This window comes from Veillonella parvula, assembly GCF_032577575.1.
Taxonomy (GTDB): domain Bacteria; phylum Bacillota; class Negativicutes; order Veillonellales; family Veillonellaceae; genus Veillonella.
The window spans coordinates 21,637-38,371 of sequence record NZ_JAWFVO010000006.1; the positions used below are offsets into that span (position 1 = coordinate 21,637).

General features: G+C 34.7%; 17 protein-coding genes. All 17 read right to left on the bottom strand.

All coding sequences use genetic code 11. The annotated features are described in order from the left end of the window. Nucleotides 1–125: 125 nt before the first annotated feature. The 17 genes from tenpIN to E7K77_RS09775 all read right to left on the bottom strand — a co-directional run bounded on the left by tenpIN (nucleotide 126) and on the right by E7K77_RS09775 (nucleotide 16,495). Complete coding sequence (tenpIN, locus tag E7K77_RS09695; protein ID WP_315308408.1) at nucleotides 126–620, bottom strand: type III toxin-antitoxin system TenpIN family toxin; 495 nt, start codon at nucleotides 618–620, stop codon at nucleotides 126–128. Nucleotides 621–814: 194 nt separating this feature from the next. After that, a complete protein-coding gene (locus E7K77_RS09700; RefSeq protein WP_315308410.1) occupies nucleotides 815–1,654 on the bottom strand; it encodes a hypothetical protein in 840 nt (279 codons plus the stop codon). After that, the gene (locus E7K77_RS09705; protein WP_315308412.1) at nucleotides 1,620–2,213 is read right to left on the bottom strand and encodes a S26 family signal peptidase; all 594 of its coding nucleotides are present in this window, start codon (nucleotides 2,211–2,213) and stop codon (nucleotides 1,620–1,622) included. The genes E7K77_RS09700 and E7K77_RS09705 overlap by 35 nt, the downstream gene beginning before the upstream one ends. A 15-nt stretch (nucleotides 2,214–2,228) precedes the next feature. After that, nucleotides 2,229–3,698, bottom strand: a complete 1,470-nt coding sequence (locus tag E7K77_RS09710) for a lytic transglycosylase domain-containing protein (protein ID WP_316591225.1) — start codon at nucleotides 3,696–3,698, stop codon at nucleotides 2,229–2,231. An 11-nt stretch (nucleotides 3,699–3,709) separates the two neighbouring features. Beyond that, the gene (gene trbL / locus E7K77_RS09715) at nucleotides 3,710–4,984 is read right to left on the bottom strand and encodes a P-type conjugative transfer protein TrbL (RefSeq protein ID WP_315308416.1); all 1,275 of its coding nucleotides are present in this window, start codon (nucleotides 4,982–4,984) and stop codon (nucleotides 3,710–3,712) included. Nucleotides 4,985–4,994: 10 nt separating this feature from the next. Continuing rightward, the gene (locus tag E7K77_RS09720) at nucleotides 4,995–5,867 is read right to left on the bottom strand and encodes a type IV secretion system protein (RefSeq protein ID WP_315308418.1); all 873 of its coding nucleotides are present in this window, start codon (nucleotides 5,865–5,867) and stop codon (nucleotides 4,995–4,997) included. Beyond that, entirely contained in the window at nucleotides 5,857–8,337 is a 2,481-nt protein-coding gene (locus tag E7K77_RS09725) for a TraG/VirB4 family ATPase (protein ID WP_315308419.1), read from the bottom strand. The genes E7K77_RS09720 and E7K77_RS09725 overlap by 11 nt, the downstream gene beginning before the upstream one ends. 26 nt (nucleotides 8,338–8,363) lie before the next feature. Continuing rightward, nucleotides 8,364–8,630, bottom strand: a complete 267-nt coding sequence (locus tag E7K77_RS09730; RefSeq protein WP_315308421.1) for a VirB3 family type IV secretion system protein — start codon at nucleotides 8,628–8,630, stop codon at nucleotides 8,364–8,366. Between the two features lie 9 nt (nucleotides 8,631–8,639). Beyond that, a complete protein-coding gene (locus E7K77_RS09735; protein ID WP_315308423.1) occupies nucleotides 8,640–8,843 on the bottom strand; it encodes a hypothetical protein in 204 nt (67 codons plus the stop codon). A 144-nt stretch (nucleotides 8,844–8,987) separates the two neighbouring features. Continuing rightward, on the bottom strand, nucleotides 8,988–9,359 hold the full coding sequence (locus E7K77_RS09740; protein WP_119562766.1) for a TrbC/VirB2 family protein: 372 nt from the start codon (nucleotides 9,357–9,359) through the stop codon (nucleotides 8,988–8,990). A gap of 25 nt (nucleotides 9,360–9,384) precedes the next feature. Then, a complete protein-coding gene (locus E7K77_RS09745; RefSeq protein ID WP_315308424.1) occupies nucleotides 9,385–9,762 on the bottom strand; it encodes a hypothetical protein in 378 nt (125 codons plus the stop codon). Further along, nucleotides 9,759–10,781 carry an ATPase, T2SS/T4P/T4SS family gene (locus E7K77_RS09750; protein ID WP_315308425.1) on the bottom strand — a complete coding sequence of 341 codons (1,023 nt, stop codon included), beginning with the start codon at nucleotides 10,779–10,781 and terminating at the stop codon, nucleotides 9,759–9,761. The genes E7K77_RS09745 and E7K77_RS09750 overlap by 4 nt, the downstream gene beginning before the upstream one ends. Before the next feature lies 1 nt (nucleotide 10,782). After that, nucleotides 10,783–11,136, bottom strand: a complete 354-nt coding sequence (locus E7K77_RS09755; protein WP_315308426.1) for a hypothetical protein — start codon at nucleotides 11,134–11,136, stop codon at nucleotides 10,783–10,785. A 10-nt stretch (nucleotides 11,137–11,146) separates the two neighbouring features. Next, a complete protein-coding gene (locus tag E7K77_RS09760; RefSeq protein WP_315308427.1) occupies nucleotides 11,147–13,240 on the bottom strand; it encodes a type IV secretory system conjugative DNA transfer family protein in 2,094 nt (697 codons plus the stop codon). 2 nt (nucleotides 13,241–13,242) lie between these two features. Further along, nucleotides 13,243–14,607, bottom strand: coding sequence for a TrbI/VirB10 family protein (locus tag E7K77_RS09765; protein ID WP_325321189.1), 1,365 nt, complete (start codon nucleotides 14,605–14,607; stop codon nucleotides 13,243–13,245). Next, nucleotides 14,607–15,749, bottom strand: a complete 1,143-nt coding sequence (locus E7K77_RS09770; RefSeq protein ID WP_325321190.1) for a TrbG/VirB9 family P-type conjugative transfer protein — start codon at nucleotides 15,747–15,749, stop codon at nucleotides 14,607–14,609. Before E7K77_RS09770 ends, E7K77_RS09765 begins: the two co-directional genes overlap by 1 nt. Further along, nucleotides 15,749–16,495 (bottom strand): type IV secretion system protein, encoded by a 747-nt coding sequence (locus tag E7K77_RS09775; protein WP_325321191.1) that lies wholly within the window; start codon nucleotides 16,493–16,495, stop codon nucleotides 15,749–15,751. Before E7K77_RS09775 ends, E7K77_RS09770 begins: the two co-directional genes overlap by 1 nt. Nucleotides 16,496–16,735: the final 240 nt, after the last annotated feature.

Consider the following 16,735-nt stretch of genomic DNA (forward strand, 5'->3'; position numbering starts at 1 on the left):
AGAATACCATAATACGATATATAAAGTAAAAAACCCACAGTCTAGCCATCGTGGGTTTTTGTTGTTTTATTTTAAGCTATCCAACTTCTAGTTTAATTATATCTGTCCTAAGAAATAGTTGCAAATCATAGGCTAAGTGTACTATTTTGTTTTGGAATAGTAAGTTTAATCTTCTTTTTTTGTTCTAGTTCTTTTTCAAAATATTGTAATGTACTATATTTTAAAAGAACCTTGCTGTCAGGAAGAGTAGGATGTAACTTAGCATAATCAAACTTTTTAATAAAACGTTTGAATCGTTGCGTTACACGATAATCTTTTCCTTTTAATGCATTAAATTCATGGCGCCTAATAATTGGCGAATGCGTTGTGTCTATATCTTTTGATTCAATTGGAACGGCCTTAGTAAAATCTAATCCACAAAGTTCTTTTTTATTAGACCAAAAAGCAAATTCATGATTAATATAAGACCGCAAAGGAATCGCCCATAGTTGATGGTTACAAGGAATCGTAAGTTGAACATAAGGACGATCTGATTTTCGTAACATTTCAGGAAATTTAGATGAAGGATGTCGATTAAAATAATCCTTTGTTAAAAATATAAATTTCATAGATTCTCCCATACGATAAAAGCCCCCTTAATTAAGGGGGCTTTTCATCAATCGAGCTTTTTTTATTTTACGAGGCGCGCTCTACGACCTCATCAACAATCAAGCTTTTTTTGTTTTACGAGGCGTGCTTTACGACCTCATCATCTTACTTAATTGAAATACTGCGCATAAATAGTATACCAATTTATACGCAGTATTTCAATATCTTAAAATTCTACAAACCCCCTACCAGGCTTAGAAGCAGCATCCATGCGTTTCAAGTCAGTTGTTTCTTTTTCAGTACGTTGTTCTGGATCAGATGTTACTTGAAAATCGGCTGCTCTACGTTTATTAGCAGCAGCTTCATTTTCCGCTTGAATAATTTTTTCTTGTAATTCTTTATTAAGTTCACTAGCTCTAGTTTTTGTTGTTTGTAATGTTGTATCCGTTCTGGTAGCATCTATTTCATTATTGACCTCTTGAATATCAAGAAGTCCTTTGGTATTTTTACCTAATTTTTGTAATGATTGAATAACAGAGTTATTAGCATCAGCAATAGCCGATAGTCCAGTTGCCATTTTTTGAGATTCTAAATTAGCTTTAGAAATAATATTATTATTTTGAATTTTCTTATTCATATAATCAGTCTGATAATGAATTGCTTCTTTAGAATACTCTATTTCTGACCATCCTTTATCAGGGTGATCAAAATCTAAATGGATAAGACTATCTGACATTTTCATTACTGAATTGATATTAGAACGAAGTGCATCAACACTTTTCATAGCTGTATTCAGTGAGGACTTAACACTATTCATAGCCTGTTGAGCTTGTTTAACCGTATCAATACTATGTTGTAATTTAGCTTTAATTTGTTCTAATTTATCTTGTTCTTTTTTTACCCATTCAACAACCTGTTTATATCGAGATGAATCATGTACATTACCACCTCTAAAATGGAATTTCGCTTCTGCTACAGGTGTTTGAATGATATTTAAAAAAGAAAACATTAATGTAGTAGATACAATCACTTTAGCTATTTTTCGCATTTTCCCATTGGTTAACAAATTCAGTCACCTCTTCTCCAAATAACCAAATTGGTGTAACTACGGCTTGAATCTCATCTCGCTTAACAGGGCCAAAATAACGGCTATCATAACTACGAGTAGGAACATTAGCTACAAAATATTCATCACTAGACAACGTATAAACGCCGTTTTGTAGATGTTGTAATGGCATACCATTGGATGTATATGATAATGTTGGATACGATTCTGCATTAATTTGAACATTAGAATCTGTAACAGTCATTCTATCGCCAGGCATTCCCGCAATATGTTTTAGTAACAATTGCGGAGGCCGTTTTGATCCATAAAATTGTTCTAATCTATGATTTTCTTTAACCATAACCAATGCATTAGGTTTTAATTCTTGATTATGTGAAACCACATATACACCCATAGGCGCTGACGTCGTTATATTGACATAAAACGGACTATGAACGAGTCCATAACCAACACAAATATTAAATGTAATAAGGAGAACGATAGCAACGAAAAATATTTTATCCCTTCGTTTCCAATCCTTTATAGAACGTTTTGGTTTTAAATTAGATAACCATTTCATAAAGGAGCCTCCTTTCTATAATTTAGCTGATACTTGTAAACCATCAGCAATTCGATTAGGCAATAAAACACCAACAACTACTACCACTACAACGAATAGTAAAGCACCTAATATACCAAATATATCTGTAGGATCGTAGGTATATACTTCCATAGCCTTTTTCATAATAGAAAAGATAAGACCAATACACATTAATCGAATTGTTCCTGTAATTAGATGGCTCATCATACCTTCTGGAATAAAACTTGTCGGCTTTAAACCTGCAAAACTTATACTAAATACAGTAAATACAGCTGACATATAAAATTCCAAATACACGACTAAAATTGAAAAAATCAATATGATAATTAAGATTAATCCCATATAAGTAGCAAACATATTTAATAAGAATAATCCCATATGATTAATCATATCTAATGCAGTCACTTTACCTAGCCAAGTCATAGAAGGATTAAGGAATGAAATAAAATGTTGTAACTGTTGGTCTGGTGCCGTTATATCACCAATAGCATTAGCTGTATCTGGTGAAAACGTAGTATATGACCATTTAGCAGTGCCAATAAATACTTTATTAACAATAAATTGCCAACTTTCAATAAGGATTGCTAAAAATCCATATTTAACAATTCGTTGTGCCGCACCAGTCCAAAATGCTGAATCAAGCTGCCCTGTAATCGTAGGCCCACGCCATGCAAACATTGAAAAATCAATAATAGCCAATACAGCTAATAAAGGTAACGATACTTGAATCAAACTTTTAATAGCAATTACACACCCATCCACAACAGAATCAACAATTGTTCTAATAGATGAACCCATTTTATAGATATAGGAAAAATCTAATCCTAAAGGACGATTAAGTACACTATTCATGCTAAAGTAGTTGATGATTGAAGAAACACCTGCTTGATAACCTACACCAGGATCACCTGTTTTTAAACGGTTATAAATAGCAATAAAATTATTCATGTGTTCCACAATTGCAGGAATACTAAGATCACCCATATTACCTGCACCACCGTTATATCCTGTATAAGCAATAGCAGGATCACCATTAGCAGCTTGAAGCATTTTAGCGTAATAATACACAGAACCATGAATATTTTGTGTTACATCATAAATATCATCTTGTGAGTTTAAATCATAATCTGACCAATACTCATAACTTAGTTGACCTAAACCATATCCTAAACCATCGCCAGCAGGTTGAGTTCTCCAACTAGATTCTGTTTCAAACATAGCTAAAACAGCTGTTTTATCATAAATTCCGTATTTATCAGCTTCCTCCCAAATACGATCGACAATATAATGTGGATCTTCATTAGTATATCTTGCAACATAATCATAAGCGAGTTCTTTATTAGTCCCAATATCAACATGATTATTAGCAGTCAATGCATACGCTATATTGTAATTGAGTATCATCATGAGTGTTAAACAAACACCCATGATAATACGTTGTAATGTAATATGTATATTATTCATAAGCCATCACCTTATGATCGCTTATAACCGTTAAGATGAGATAATTTTCTGGATATAGTAGAAGCTGTATTTTCACGAGCAACTGCATTTAAGAATGTATTCTTAGCTGCATTAATTTGATGACGGTAAGCACCTTTAGTGACAGTACCCAAATGATTAGCGGTACCTCTCATTGAATTAAAAATAGCACCTCTAACAGTATTTGAACTTGCAGCAGCTGCACCACCTGCACGAATAGCATCACCACTAATACGAGAAGCATTAGCCATTCCTCTAAAAGCGGCTGCACTACCTGCACCCATAAATCTAGTAGTCATAGCACCTGCTCCTGCAGCAGTAGCAGCAGATTGTACTACGCCTGCAGCAGATGCGCCCATAGATGGCGTACCACTTAACATACCAGAAATAAGGCTAGGTAATTTCCAAATCAAGAAAGCATACATACACGCTTGTAATACGGCTTCAAATAATTTTCCATAATCTTCATTTGTAATCGCATCCATTTTGCTAATCATCGTAGACATAAGACCAAGAAGGAATATCATGATCATCAGCTTAACGCCAAAATTGACAACAGCACCTAATGCTTTCTGACTAATAAATGACGTATGACTATTAACACCAAACGGCAATAAGATAATAGATAAAGCCGTTGTTAAATAGAACTCAATGAAACAAAGAAGAACATTTAATGCAATAAACGCAAAGGCAATAAAGATAGCTAACGCAAGAATAATTTTAATAATTCTTCCTGGAATAGCCGCAATAGATTCGCCTAATCCAGAAAATGGATTAGATGGAGCATTTGCTTTTTTATCTTCTTCTGCCATTTTTTCAGCATCTTTATTAAGATTACCATTACTATCATAATAAGGAATACTTTTTTGCGAAGTAGCACCTTCAGCCATTGGAATATCATATATTGCATTGTTCCAAAGGCGATACATCTTCTTTGTGCCTTCTACCATAATTGAGGAAGGCTTTGTTGCGGTTTGATGGGCTGAAGCAATCTGGCCAACTTTAACGAATGTATCTTCTACAGCCGTAGTAATAGGCCCCCAGTTAAGGATTAAAATTACAAAAAAGCTAATTTTAATCACTTTTCCCATGATTTCCCGTACCCGCATCTCGCCAAAGTACAGGCCCCACATAGCGGTTACATCTAAAATACCAAGAACAGTAACTAAACCTAACGCAGCAGGCTTTAAGTTAACCATACCTGTTACAGATGCAGTTCTAAACGTATCTAATAACTGGTTTAGAAATGCAAATTGAACACCATCCATGTAAACCCTCCTATTTCCATAGAGATTTCATCAATTGAGATCTCGATTCATAGCCACTAGGAAGATCGTCCATAGACCCCTTCATATTGACAACGGATTCACTAAATTTCTTTGCTGCTGCAAAGTTAAATTCAGCCCTATTAGCATCTTGTTGCTGTTTAGCTTGTGATTCCATATTTTGGTTAGTCACTTGAATAGCGGTAAGTTTACTATTAAACCCTTCAATTCTAGCTGTTACAGCATTAATTTCAGCATTGATTTTAGCTAAATCACGTTGCCCTTCTGTATGACGAGCTTGTTCACGAAGTTGCTTTAATTCATCTTCCGCTTGTGATAATCCCGCCATAATAGCTTGTGTTTCAGTTACAGCTTCTTTGTTATTTTGTTGCACTTGTGCATTGATATAGGAATTAGAACCTTGTAAAGCGCTATATGTTAGATTTTTAGGGTTTAAACCAGATAATGACTGGAATGTTTTATTCCATTTTTCTTCTGTTTCTTTAGCCACATTTTGAATATCTTTAACAGGGCTTAATAGGCCTTTAAATGAGGATTGTGTATTCTTAATAACACCATCGACTGCATTACGAGTACCATCAACGGCTGATAATACTTTTTTAGCATTATCAGACACGTCTTTCATGGATTGTGTAACAATAGATAAATGTTGTTTTGCAAGATTTACCTGTTCGTTTAATTTTTCAATTTGTTTCGCTGTATTTTCAATGACTTTAACCGTTTTAGCAACGTTTTGAGCATCGAAAACAGGATATGCAGCATGTACAGAATACGTAGTCAATACAAATGTGCCAGGAATTAACATAACAGCAAGTAACTTTTTTGAACGAGGAAGAACTGATTTCATTTTTCCATTATCCAACATGATAACTCCTTTCTGGCTCTATGAGCGACTGGTATTTAGCCTTTTCTTCAGGCATACCTTTATAATCAAGCCAAGCTAGAATAAATTCATCTTTAGATAGATGATTTTTTTCTAATGCTTGAATTTTTAATTGATCTTCTTTAGATGTGGCCGTTACAAATGCAGCCTCTAATGGTTGTAACGCAAGGTCAAATACACGATTGCCTTTAATTGAGGATACATAGTATTCTCTTTTTTGTGTCAATTCAGACAATAATTCAATTTGACGGCTATTTAAACCGAAATTGATATATTGCTGTTTAATCCCTTCAGCAGTTGCTTTAGGATTAGGCAAATAAATTTGTGTAGGACAGTTTTCACGAACTGTATTAGCAAGTTCAGGACTAGCCGAAATATCAGATAAGTTTTGCGTTGCAAAAATGATAGACGTATTCTTTTTACGCAAATCTTTAAAGTATTTCCGAATTTTACTTTGGAAGATAGGATTTGCAAAGAATAACCAACATTCATCTAATATAATAAGGCCTGGCGCCCCATCTTCACGTAATTGACCTTCAATTCTATGGAATAAGAAATCAAGTACGCTAGGGACGATATTAGGCATTTTCATGACTTCATCCATTTCAAATACCTGCCAATTACCTTCACCAAATTTATCTGTACTGTTATCAAAGAGGCCACCATAGGTACCCCCTTCACACAAAGGCGCTAAGGCTTGACGAATGGCATGGTTTTGAACCAAGCGTTGGAAGGATGTGAGTGTACGCAAAGAAGGTTCCATTTCACGAAGCGATTTTAAGGCTTCATGAATTGTAGTTTTTACAATTGGATCAATCGGTACATTTTCCATTGTGAGGTAATTAATAATCCAATCATTAGCCCAGATAAATTCAACATCTTCATCAATACGTGAAAGAGGTTGAAAGGCTAATGGGTTATCATCACCCATAATGTTATAAAAATTACCACCCATAGCTTTTGTTACAGCCCTAGAGGAAGAACCAACATCAAAAATAAATACACGAGCGCCAGGATACTTAGTAAAATGTGTTTCTATCATATTAAGAAGTACAGATTTACCAGACCCTGTAGGCCCTACAACAAACGTATGTCCAACGTCACCAACGTGTAAAGACAAGCGGAATGGAGTACTCCCAATTGTCACCGTATGAAGCAATACAGGCCCCTTTAAATGGCTATTCTTTTTCTCTCCTGACCACACTGCGGAGGTCGGGGCAAGGTGAGAGAAATTTAGGGATGCCATAAGATATTTACGGACGTTATATTCCCACATACCTGGAACAGACCCAAAATAAGCATCTATTGCATTTGTAGTTTCAAGCTGCGCCGTAAAGCCTTCTTGACGAATTTCTTTTAATGCAAATGCTGCTTTTTTATCAGCCATTTCAGGATTTTCATCAAGGACAACTAATGTCATTGTGTAATAACCATAGCCAACAGCATCCGTTTCAAGTAATTGTTGTGCTGTACTAGCCTCTTCAGCATAGTTCAACATAGATTCGTTAACTTGATAAGATTCCTTATTACGAATCGCTTCAACAGCATATTGCAAAATGGTTTTAGCTTGTTGATTAAAGTTATCTTCAATATCCTTTAAAACTTTCATAGCATCCATTTTGGATAAGGCATGGTACCGACTTGACCAACGATATTCAAATCCTAAGCGGTTTAGAATATCAAAGAATCCTGGATGAGTAATAGGCGGGAAGCTAGTAACAGAAATAACCCGCATATGTTTATCACCAAGTTTAGGTTCAAAACCACCAACTAATGGAGAATCCAATAAATAGGAAGATAAATACATAGTTGGTATATTTTTAATTGGTTGATGATGATCAGATACAGTACTATGTAAGTACTCTAATGTTTCATCTGGTGTCAACACTTTAACATCAAGGAATATATCATTGAACATATCAAGCATTTTATTGGTTTCTTCAATAAAATTACTGGTTGCTTTAGCAATTTCTTTCCAGTACTGATTATGTTTCTTTGTAGTTTCTTCTTTTGATTCAAAGAAAGATAAGAATTTCTTTGTCATATCAAAATTAGGATGATACAAAATTGTGAAGAAATAATCATTTTCAAACTGTTTGCCACTATTAAAGAATTTTTCACGTTCTGTTTCAATAACTTTTGTTAATGGAGCTTGAAAATCAGCAGTATCATATGCTTCAGATGCATGGCGTTGATTTTCCATGTAAAAAACATACCCAGTAGAAGCACTTTTAATAATATTATTAATAGCCGCGTGGTATGACTGCAATTCTTCAATAGTAGAGGAATCAAGGTCAGGGCCACGGAACTTAAATGTTAACTGCATTGAATCATCTTTGTTATATACAATGCCTGATTCATCAATTCGTAACCAAGAGATATATTCGCTTAATTTTGGATCACGTTTCACAAAATTCTTTTTGTGAAAGCGAAAATTAGACATCAATCCCATATAATAAACACCTTTCTATAATAGTCTTATTCGGCCCTATAATAGTTTTTAGACCGTAAATAATGTGTAAATACTTCAAAAAAATCAGCGTCCTGTGACGTAAAGTATCTAAATAAAAAGTGGAGGGCTATACCAATAGCACCAATAAACCATGTTCCCAAAATAATAACAGCGAATACGCACGTTAATACATTAATTAGAAACAAATTACGAGGTACACCACCCCAAGTTTGACGAACATATAAAGCCCTAAATAAAGGGGCTTCACCTGTTCTATAATCACGTTCGACCATCCTGCCTCCTTAGGGGATTAAACACCCTGTAATCATTTCAATGGCTTGTGGAGCCGCGATTGCGGTTCCTACGCCAAATATGATTCCAAAAAACCGTCTAGCGCCTTCCTGATGATGACAGCCACTTAAAAAGGTAATAGCTGCAACAGCAAGGCCAATCGTACCAAGAGCTAATGGTAATGGGCCTGAAAATTCTAGTGAGAGTGGCAACAATATTAAATCGTATATAGGGAGCGAAACAGCTCCCCCATTACTCGCAAAGGCCACAAATGGAGAGCAGGAGAGGAATATTGTGCTTAATAGCTTTTTCATTCACTACACCTAACTGCCTTATAGGCTTATATTCATCAAATCAAGTTAAGGAATTACGAAACCAGAACCAGTTGCCCCTAAGGAAAGCATATCCATTAGGGATGGAGCTGCTAACGCAATAGAAATAACAAAAATCAACAAAATAAATTTACGAGTACCATCGCCACCATTACCAGAGAATAAAGCAATCGCTGCGCCAACAATACCCATAATACCTAAAATCATTGGTAATGGGCCTGTAAGTTCTTGCATTAAAGATTGTAAGAACTTTGTCCAAGGCCAAGCATGACCGCCGATACCCGTAGTTCCATCTGTACTATAAGCAAAGGTCTGCATCGTAGCAGCTGCTAGTATCATCTGGGAACCTACCATAGTAGTAACACGTTTAGCTTGTTGTTTTAATTTTGTAGAGTTCATAAAAGAATCCTTTCTTAAATCAGCATTAATCAAATGAAAATGTTGGTAATACATGGGCCCGTTTCTGAAATATTTCCTTAGTGGAATTAGTAGCAGATGAAATAGTCATCATCATAGCATCTACCATAGGTTTATCGTAAACACCTGCATAAGTAGAGGCCATATCACTTAATCCTGCTAATTCTTTTAGGATTGTATTCACACGCTTTTCCGCATAGTATTTGAATTTTTCTTCTTTCGTCATATCTTTAACAGGTTTATCTGTTTTTTCAACATCAATTGTTTCATCCTGTTCAGATTCATCAGAGGTGGGTAGAGTTACGCTTATATCGTCAACATCTGGCTCATAAAGCTCAAACGGATTTTTAATATCTTTATGAGTATACTTGTGACGGCTCATCATGGTTCACTTCCTTCCTTATGATAAATAATACTTGTGTCATATGATTCTGTATGACGGTTAAACCCCTTCACTTCAATAATGTCACGAATAAAGCGTTTAGAAGGGCCGTTAGGAATATCAATACGGCCAATATCAACAATTATATTGACGGCTTGACCTAACAATTGTCTAAAATTACCTTTAGCCGTTGGATTTTCATAAATTAACGATTCCAAACGATCTAATCCTTCTAATGCCCCATTTGCATGAGTTGTTCCAAATCCACCTGGATGGCCTGTATTCCATCCTTTTAACAAATCGTAAGCAGAACCATCACGAACTTCCCCAACGATAATTCGATTCGGAGAATTACGCATTGATAGCCAAATCAATGTTTGCATCGTAACGCTTTTGTTCGGATCAGCATCTACTCTAGTTTGCATTCGTAAACAATCATTAATATTGGATTGTAATTCACTTAAATCCTCTAAGATAACCGTTCGATCATATGGAGTATATAATTCAACACACTTCAATAATGTGTTGAGAAATGTAGTTTTCCCTGTACCAGTCCCGCCTGTTACTAATATATTTTTATGTTCTTTTACGGCGTTAACTAAATAATCAGCGCCTTCTTTTGTAATAAACCCCTTTTGAATATATTCTTCAAACGAGAATATAGTAGATGCTTTTTTACGAATCATAAATGTTGGATTCCTAACTAGCGGTGGTAACTGTGCTTGAAAACGAGCATTTAACGAATACAATTCACACCCCAAATGTGGACGATCATTATTAATCACTTCATTAACAGCACCTGCCACCGCCTCAATAAGAACTTTAGATTCAGACGGAGATAAGTATATATCTGTTATTTGTTTCCCTGTGGTTAAATCATTAACAAATACATAGCCATCTTCATTAACATACACTTCCCCAATTGTATCTTGTTGTAATATAGGCCATAATCGACCAAAAGAAAATTCAAGCATACTATTAACTTTTTTATTAATAGCTTCTTGTGTATTTGTTTCAGTCATCTTATTCACCAATTGAATTAATAACTTCAGATGGTTCAGAGGATAGAGATTCTAAGTACGCCTTTCCTTTCGTATAGAACTCATCTAAGGCCCTATTTTCGTCGTCAGAGGCCTTTATATACTCATTGGCATATAATAAGGCCCCAAGACGAATTTCAACGCTCTCAAAGCCAAATTCTGAAAACATTTCATTAGCCCCTGTAGCTTCAGCTATTAAACTATCTTTTATAATTAAACTTTTAAGACGTTCAATCTCTTGCTCATGTTTATTTATCGCACTATCATGTTTTTCTAATCGTTTTTTTGCATCAATAGATTTCTTTAACGCTGTAAATAGCGTACTTTTTTTAGCCATATTATTTCACCTAAATTATTTTTTCAATTACAATATCATCTACCGTATTAGTGGATGGTTTAGTTTCATGTTTTGTTGGTTGTGTTTGTGTGAGAGTTGTAGGTTGTGTGTTAGGAGAATTTAATTTTGGAATAACATCTGATTTAGCAGGTGCATTCATAACACGAGAACTAAAATACGAATCCATATAATACTTTACTTTTTCAGTCAAAATAGGCTTTTCGCCAGTCATAAAAATTAATTCTTTATCGCCCATCCGTTTTGATTCATCAGCCGTCATTAAACTTTTAGCAATATAGCTATTACTATGGGATTTACCTTGAAAGAATCCAGGTTGTTTAGACCAAGTTTCAACTTCTTCAGTATATTTACCTAGCTGCTTTTCAATTTCATCAGCTGTGACATTATCATTTGGTGCATAAAAAATCTGAATATGACAGTTAGTTACAATAGAATTTTCTTTTGTGTAAATTTTTTGTAACTGTGGTAAACCTTGACATATCATAAACGCTTTTAATCCATACCCCGCAATGTATGCTAACTGTTCTTCAAAGGTATCCATACGACCCAGTGCAGGAAATTCATCAAGTAACAATAAACACCTATGCTTAAAGGTATCAACTTGTTTACCATCTTCAAATTTCATATCTCGAGTATTATGGCGAACAATCATTTCAACAAGTAAACGGAATAATGGTTGAATACGTTTAATATCAGAAGGCGGAGTAATTAGATATAACGTAACAGGATCCTTATAGTTCATAATGTCATACAATGTGAAATCACTTTCATATGTATTCATAGCAAGAACAGGATCAGAATATAGGGTTAATAAGGCATTAGCGGTAGAAACAACGGAAGCCCGTTCATTTTCCGCTTTTGAAGCAATATCAATAAACGATTCAAACGCAATAGGATGCGTTGTATTGAGACCTGGAACAGTTAGATTAGTAGCTTCTGGATATAAAGTACGCATATGTTCTGTAGTGACAGTAATCATTTTGCGTTCCCCATAGGTTTTACTATTACGATCAGCATCAATCGTTTCCATTGGCATCCCTTCTTCTGGCCAATGTTTATATTGAGTTAACGATTCAACAGATTCAAAAAAACCTAAGGCTTTATAGTTTCCAGGATTATCTGGATCTGGTACTAGTGAATTTTTTAACGTACTAGCTAATTGATTTAAAGTTAAAGGTGCATTTTCTGTAGGATTAATAATATGTGCATAATGCATATGACAAATCAATCCTACAAGCAAGTTACGAGCAGATAATTTCCAGTGATCCAAATCGCCTTTACCTTCAGGATCAACAATAATCCCTGCGACATTCTGAATGTCACTAATTTCATATTTTGTACCAAATCTTACTTCATTAAACGGATTAAATCGTGCCGATGTTCCATCGGATGCAGTAGGTTCAAATTTTATAACCTTTTGCCCCATTACTTTTTGACGATAGCCTGCTGTTATCCCCCAGTTTTCACCTTTAATATCGGTTACAATACAAGACCCTTTCCATTCCCCTAATAGTGTTGGAACAATTAAGCCAACACCTTTACCAGAACGAGTTGGAGCTAAGACAATCATATGATGCTTATCATCATGCTTAATATACTTGTATTTGTATAAACCGAGTTTTTTACCCCATGTCATTAGCCATGAATTAATTTTTTGAGGTGAAATTAATGTTCCTAATACATTAGTCAATGCTTCTTTACGGAGCAATCCAGTTTCTTGAATTCCGCAAATAACACCAGACTTAGGGAAAAATCCCATTTTCTTAATATCCGAAAATTCAGCATAAGATGCATTGCCATGATAATCTTTTACTGGTTTTTTCATGTTAATAAAGCCAATACCAATCATAGTAACAAGCCAAACTAATAAAGGGAATGCAGACTTTATAACCAACGAAGGAACATATTTTCCGAATAAAGCAATCCAAATTAAATATTTGAAAAACCAATAATAAGGCGTTTCACCAATAATAAATATAGGTGGACCTATTAGTGGATCATAATGAACATAAGAGGCTAATAATTGAGTAGAACAAGCTAAATCTATACATAATGTAATTAAAGCTAGTAAAACCCTAATCATAATTATTCACCATAATATGGATCAAGAGCTAAATCAGAATTTAACATTACATTAAATTCAAATCCTGGCCGAATAATAGCTGTTGCGCCAACTTCTAATTTTTTCTTAACGATTTCATTGCCAGTGTTTAACACATTAGAAATTGCATGATTAATAGCTTCTTGACCAGATGAACGATTATCAGTTCCGCTACCATCACTAGAGGAACCTGCAATACCTGCTAATAGGCTTGTAATAAAGGATGCGCCAACAGCTTTACCAGTATGTTCAGAATACAAATCTTTTACACCACCAAAGCCCATTGCATCAACACCTAACGAATTGTTTAAAGCAACACTATTGCCATCAGGGAACATAATACGAGTAAATTTAACAGATACACGACCTGCATTCATTCCACTACCGTCATATTCACCAATTAAGCGAGAGCCAGCAGGAATCAAAATAGATGAACCTGTAATAGAATCATATACATTTTCACGAACTTGCGCCGTTACAGAGCCATTAAGTGAGGAATCAATACCAGTTATAAGTGTTACTGGTACAAGTGTACCTGTTAGCAACACACGATCAGCGGATGTATAACTACTATAATCAGGAGTACTTGTTGTTGTAGAAGAACTAGAATCAGAACTATCACTAGAATCCGAAACAGAATCACTAACAGCATTACCACCACTTAATGCAAACGCAATAGCACTAGCATATGGATTATTACGACTTGTGATAGAGCTACCACCTGCATTTCCAGATACCGATTGATAGTTAGAAGAACCACCACTAGAAACTGGAGCAGAAGCATTATAAGAACCTGTTCCTACACGATTAGGAACTTGTCTAACGGTATTATTACCGCTTGCTTGTGGTACAGTTTGTGTACCTGCAACATTACTATAACCAGGGGCGCCTGTTTTTTTCTTAGAGGCTGCATCTAGTTTTTTCTCATTATCATACTGACCCATTGATGCATAAGAATCAAATCCTAAATCAGGGCCTGCTACAGAGCCACCATTAGCACTATTCACGCCGACAGAAGAGCTTGATTGATTAGAATTAGTCTTATTATTACCACTATCCATATTATGCATTACCATAGCAGCAGCTGAACCAAATGCAATAAGTCCTATAGCACCATATACAGCGCCTTTTTTAAAGCCTTTTACAGCAGGTTTAGTATCATCATTAGAGAATGTAGCGGCTTCTACATCATCATCAAAGCTTTCTGCATCATTAAGTTGTTCCTCATCGGGTTTATGTTCATTACGAGATGCATCCCCTAATTCAGCTTCTGTTTCAGAATCAAAATTAGTAAATTCATCAGGTTCACGTTTACCTAATACCTTATTAAACATATCTCTAATAGACATTATTTAGTTCCTCCTTTCTGTAGATTAGCAATTCTATCTTTTAGAGGAACCCAATCAATTGAATGATTAGGATTTGTTGTTGCAACGCTAGTTACATTGCTCACAGGATTATTATCACTATCACGAGTAATAATGATACGAGGCTTACCTTGTATATCTAATTTAGCATGATTAACAGTATCTTTAATAGATTGTTGCAAAGTCTGTTTAACTTGATCCAAATCAGATGATTTACTTTGTTTATCAGTCTTAATTTGTTCTGTATTTACTGATCGAAGGGGAATACCTACTTCATTATTAGGAACAGAAGGTACTATATCAACTTGATTAAGAGTTTGATTTAACTCTTTTACCTTAACAGGTTTAACGCCCGCTTCTTTATTATTGACAACAGTTAAATACGAATCTGTTTTAAATCGAAGTTGTAAACGAGCTAACACGGTATCAATAACAATATAATGACCTTGCAAACGACTATTTACCATAGATAATTTGCCTTTTTTATCAACAGAATATACTACAGGTAAATTTCTAATGTTTGTTGTAGGTACTTCAATATATGTCTTAATACCATCATCCCAAATACTATTAGGAATTAACGTTTTTCGTACATTTTGTGCTTTTTCATACTTATAATCACGATTGATTTGTTGTACTGCACTAGTAGAATTTTTTTGAGTACTACTTTGACTAATGGTAGTCGTTGAATCTACAGCAGGCGTTAGATTGTTAAAAGATACAACATCATCATAGTATTCATCTTGTCTAACAATAAAACGATACGAACGTTTATTAGTATTAACAATCAAGTTTGTGGTTTTAGCTTCTTTGACTATAGGTTTTAAATACACATGAGGGGTTTGATCAACTACAGCCGTTGATACTTTCCAATCATCAGTATTACCTGCAACGATGCTAGTTAGTTTTTCATTACGACCCAATGTTAGATCAGTTAAATACCCTAGCTTACCACGCACTTTAAATTGATTATTTTGATCATACGTGTAGACAACATTTGAGCCTGTTAAATTATTATCATGAGGTGTAATATAACCAGGTTCAATAGCAGCAAACGAAGTACCACCTATACACATGGTTGCAAGTGACATAGCAATACATAATTTACGAGCTTTAGATTGCATTATTTGTCACCTGCTTTCTGATTTTGTTGTGCTTTATTAGCTTTTTTAGCAGGTTCACTGCTTTGTGCAGCATTTTCAAGACTGAAGGAAATATCTGTAATTTTAATTCCAAGTGGATTTTTGTACAAATCAGCTTCAGTTCCTAATTCACCAGTTTTAATAGTAAACGTGCCAATATAGTTTTGTTGAGTACCTTGACCACTATTAATGCCGTAATCTACTTCTTGCCAACGAATTTGATATGTATTATCCGAGTTAGACAAGCGAGTGATACCAAGTACAGTAGGTTCTACTGTAGAAGAGCCTAATTTACTGAAATGGCCTTGTGATTCACTAATAGCATTAAGCTTTTTAGCGGCTCCTTCTGTTAAGAATATTTGAGCATCTTTCCAGTTCTTTTGATATACCACTGGATCAAGTGGTACTGTACGAACTTTTTTAATAAAGTCTGTTAAGAAGTACTTTGTTTCTGCCTCTGTGGGCTTATATTCTTGCTGTGTAACAGGGCCTACAGCATCGGTATAACCCGTCACTTTATCTGCACGAATAATAAACGGAATATATTCACTCCGTGTTGCTAAGTAGCCTGCTGATATAGATGTGACTAACGCTACTAGCGTTGCACCAACAGCAATCTTCTTGAAAGTGTTTGCACTATCTAAAATACGCTCGACATATGAGAAGTGTTCTTCTCTACCTTTCAGGAACGGATCTAAGGCAGTGCCTTTTTCTTTAAAATCTGTCAAAGAAAATACCTCCCTTTTTTAAAACGAGAAATAAAACCAGATAATTAAATTATCTCACTATATCATAATCTATAATTCAGTGAATGACAATAAAAAAATTCATGTTATTTTAAAATAATATGAAATACTATTTTGAGTTCTAATTAAGATTTTTATTTTGAATTACTGACTATCAAAATTAGAATCTTGTATAAAAACAATCAGAAAAAAACGCTTTTTTTTTCTAATTATTTTTATTAT

Coding starts and splice junctions, on each gene's coding strand:
- tenpIN (WP_315308408.1), bottom strand. CDS start 620: ATGGGAGAATCTATGAAATTTATATTTTTAACAAAGGATTATTTTAAT.
- E7K77_RS09705 (WP_315308412.1), bottom strand. CDS start 2,213: ATGAAATGGTTATCTAATTTAAAACCAAAACGTTCTATAAAGGATTGG.
- E7K77_RS09710 (WP_316591225.1), bottom strand. CDS start 3,698: ATGAATAATATACATATTACATTACAACGTATTATCATGGGTGTTTGT.
- trbL (WP_315308416.1), bottom strand. CDS start 4,984: ATGGATGGTGTTCAATTTGCATTTCTAAACCAGTTATTAGATACGTTT.
- E7K77_RS09720 (WP_315308418.1), bottom strand. CDS start 5,867: ATGTTGGATAATGGAAAAATGAAATCAGTTCTTCCTCGTTCAAAAAAG.
- E7K77_RS09725 (WP_315308419.1), bottom strand. CDS start 8,337: ATGGGATTGATGTCTAATTTTCGCTTTCACAAAAAGAATTTTGTGAAA.
- E7K77_RS09730 (WP_315308421.1), bottom strand. CDS start 8,630: ATGGTCGAACGTGATTATAGAACAGGTGAAGCCCCTTTATTTAGGGCT.
- E7K77_RS09740 (WP_119562766.1), bottom strand. CDS start 9,359: ATGAACTCTACAAAATTAAAACAACAAGCTAAACGTGTTACTACTATG.
- E7K77_RS09745 (WP_315308424.1), bottom strand. CDS start 9,762: ATGATGAGCCGTCACAAGTATACTCATAAAGATATTAAAAATCCGTTT.
- E7K77_RS09750 (WP_315308425.1), bottom strand. CDS start 10,781: ATGACTGAAACAAATACACAAGAAGCTATTAATAAAAAAGTTAATAGT.
- E7K77_RS09755 (WP_315308426.1), bottom strand. CDS start 11,136: ATGGCTAAAAAAAGTACGCTATTTACAGCGTTAAAGAAATCTATTGAT.
- E7K77_RS09760 (WP_315308427.1), bottom strand. CDS start 13,240: ATGATTAGGGTTTTACTAGCTTTAATTACATTATGTATAGATTTAGCT.
- E7K77_RS09765 (WP_325321189.1), bottom strand. CDS start 14,607: ATGTCTATTAGAGATATGTTTAATAAGGTATTAGGTAAACGTGAACCT.
- E7K77_RS09770 (WP_325321190.1), bottom strand. CDS start 15,749: ATGCAATCTAAAGCTCGTAAATTATGTATTGCTATGTCACTTGCAACC.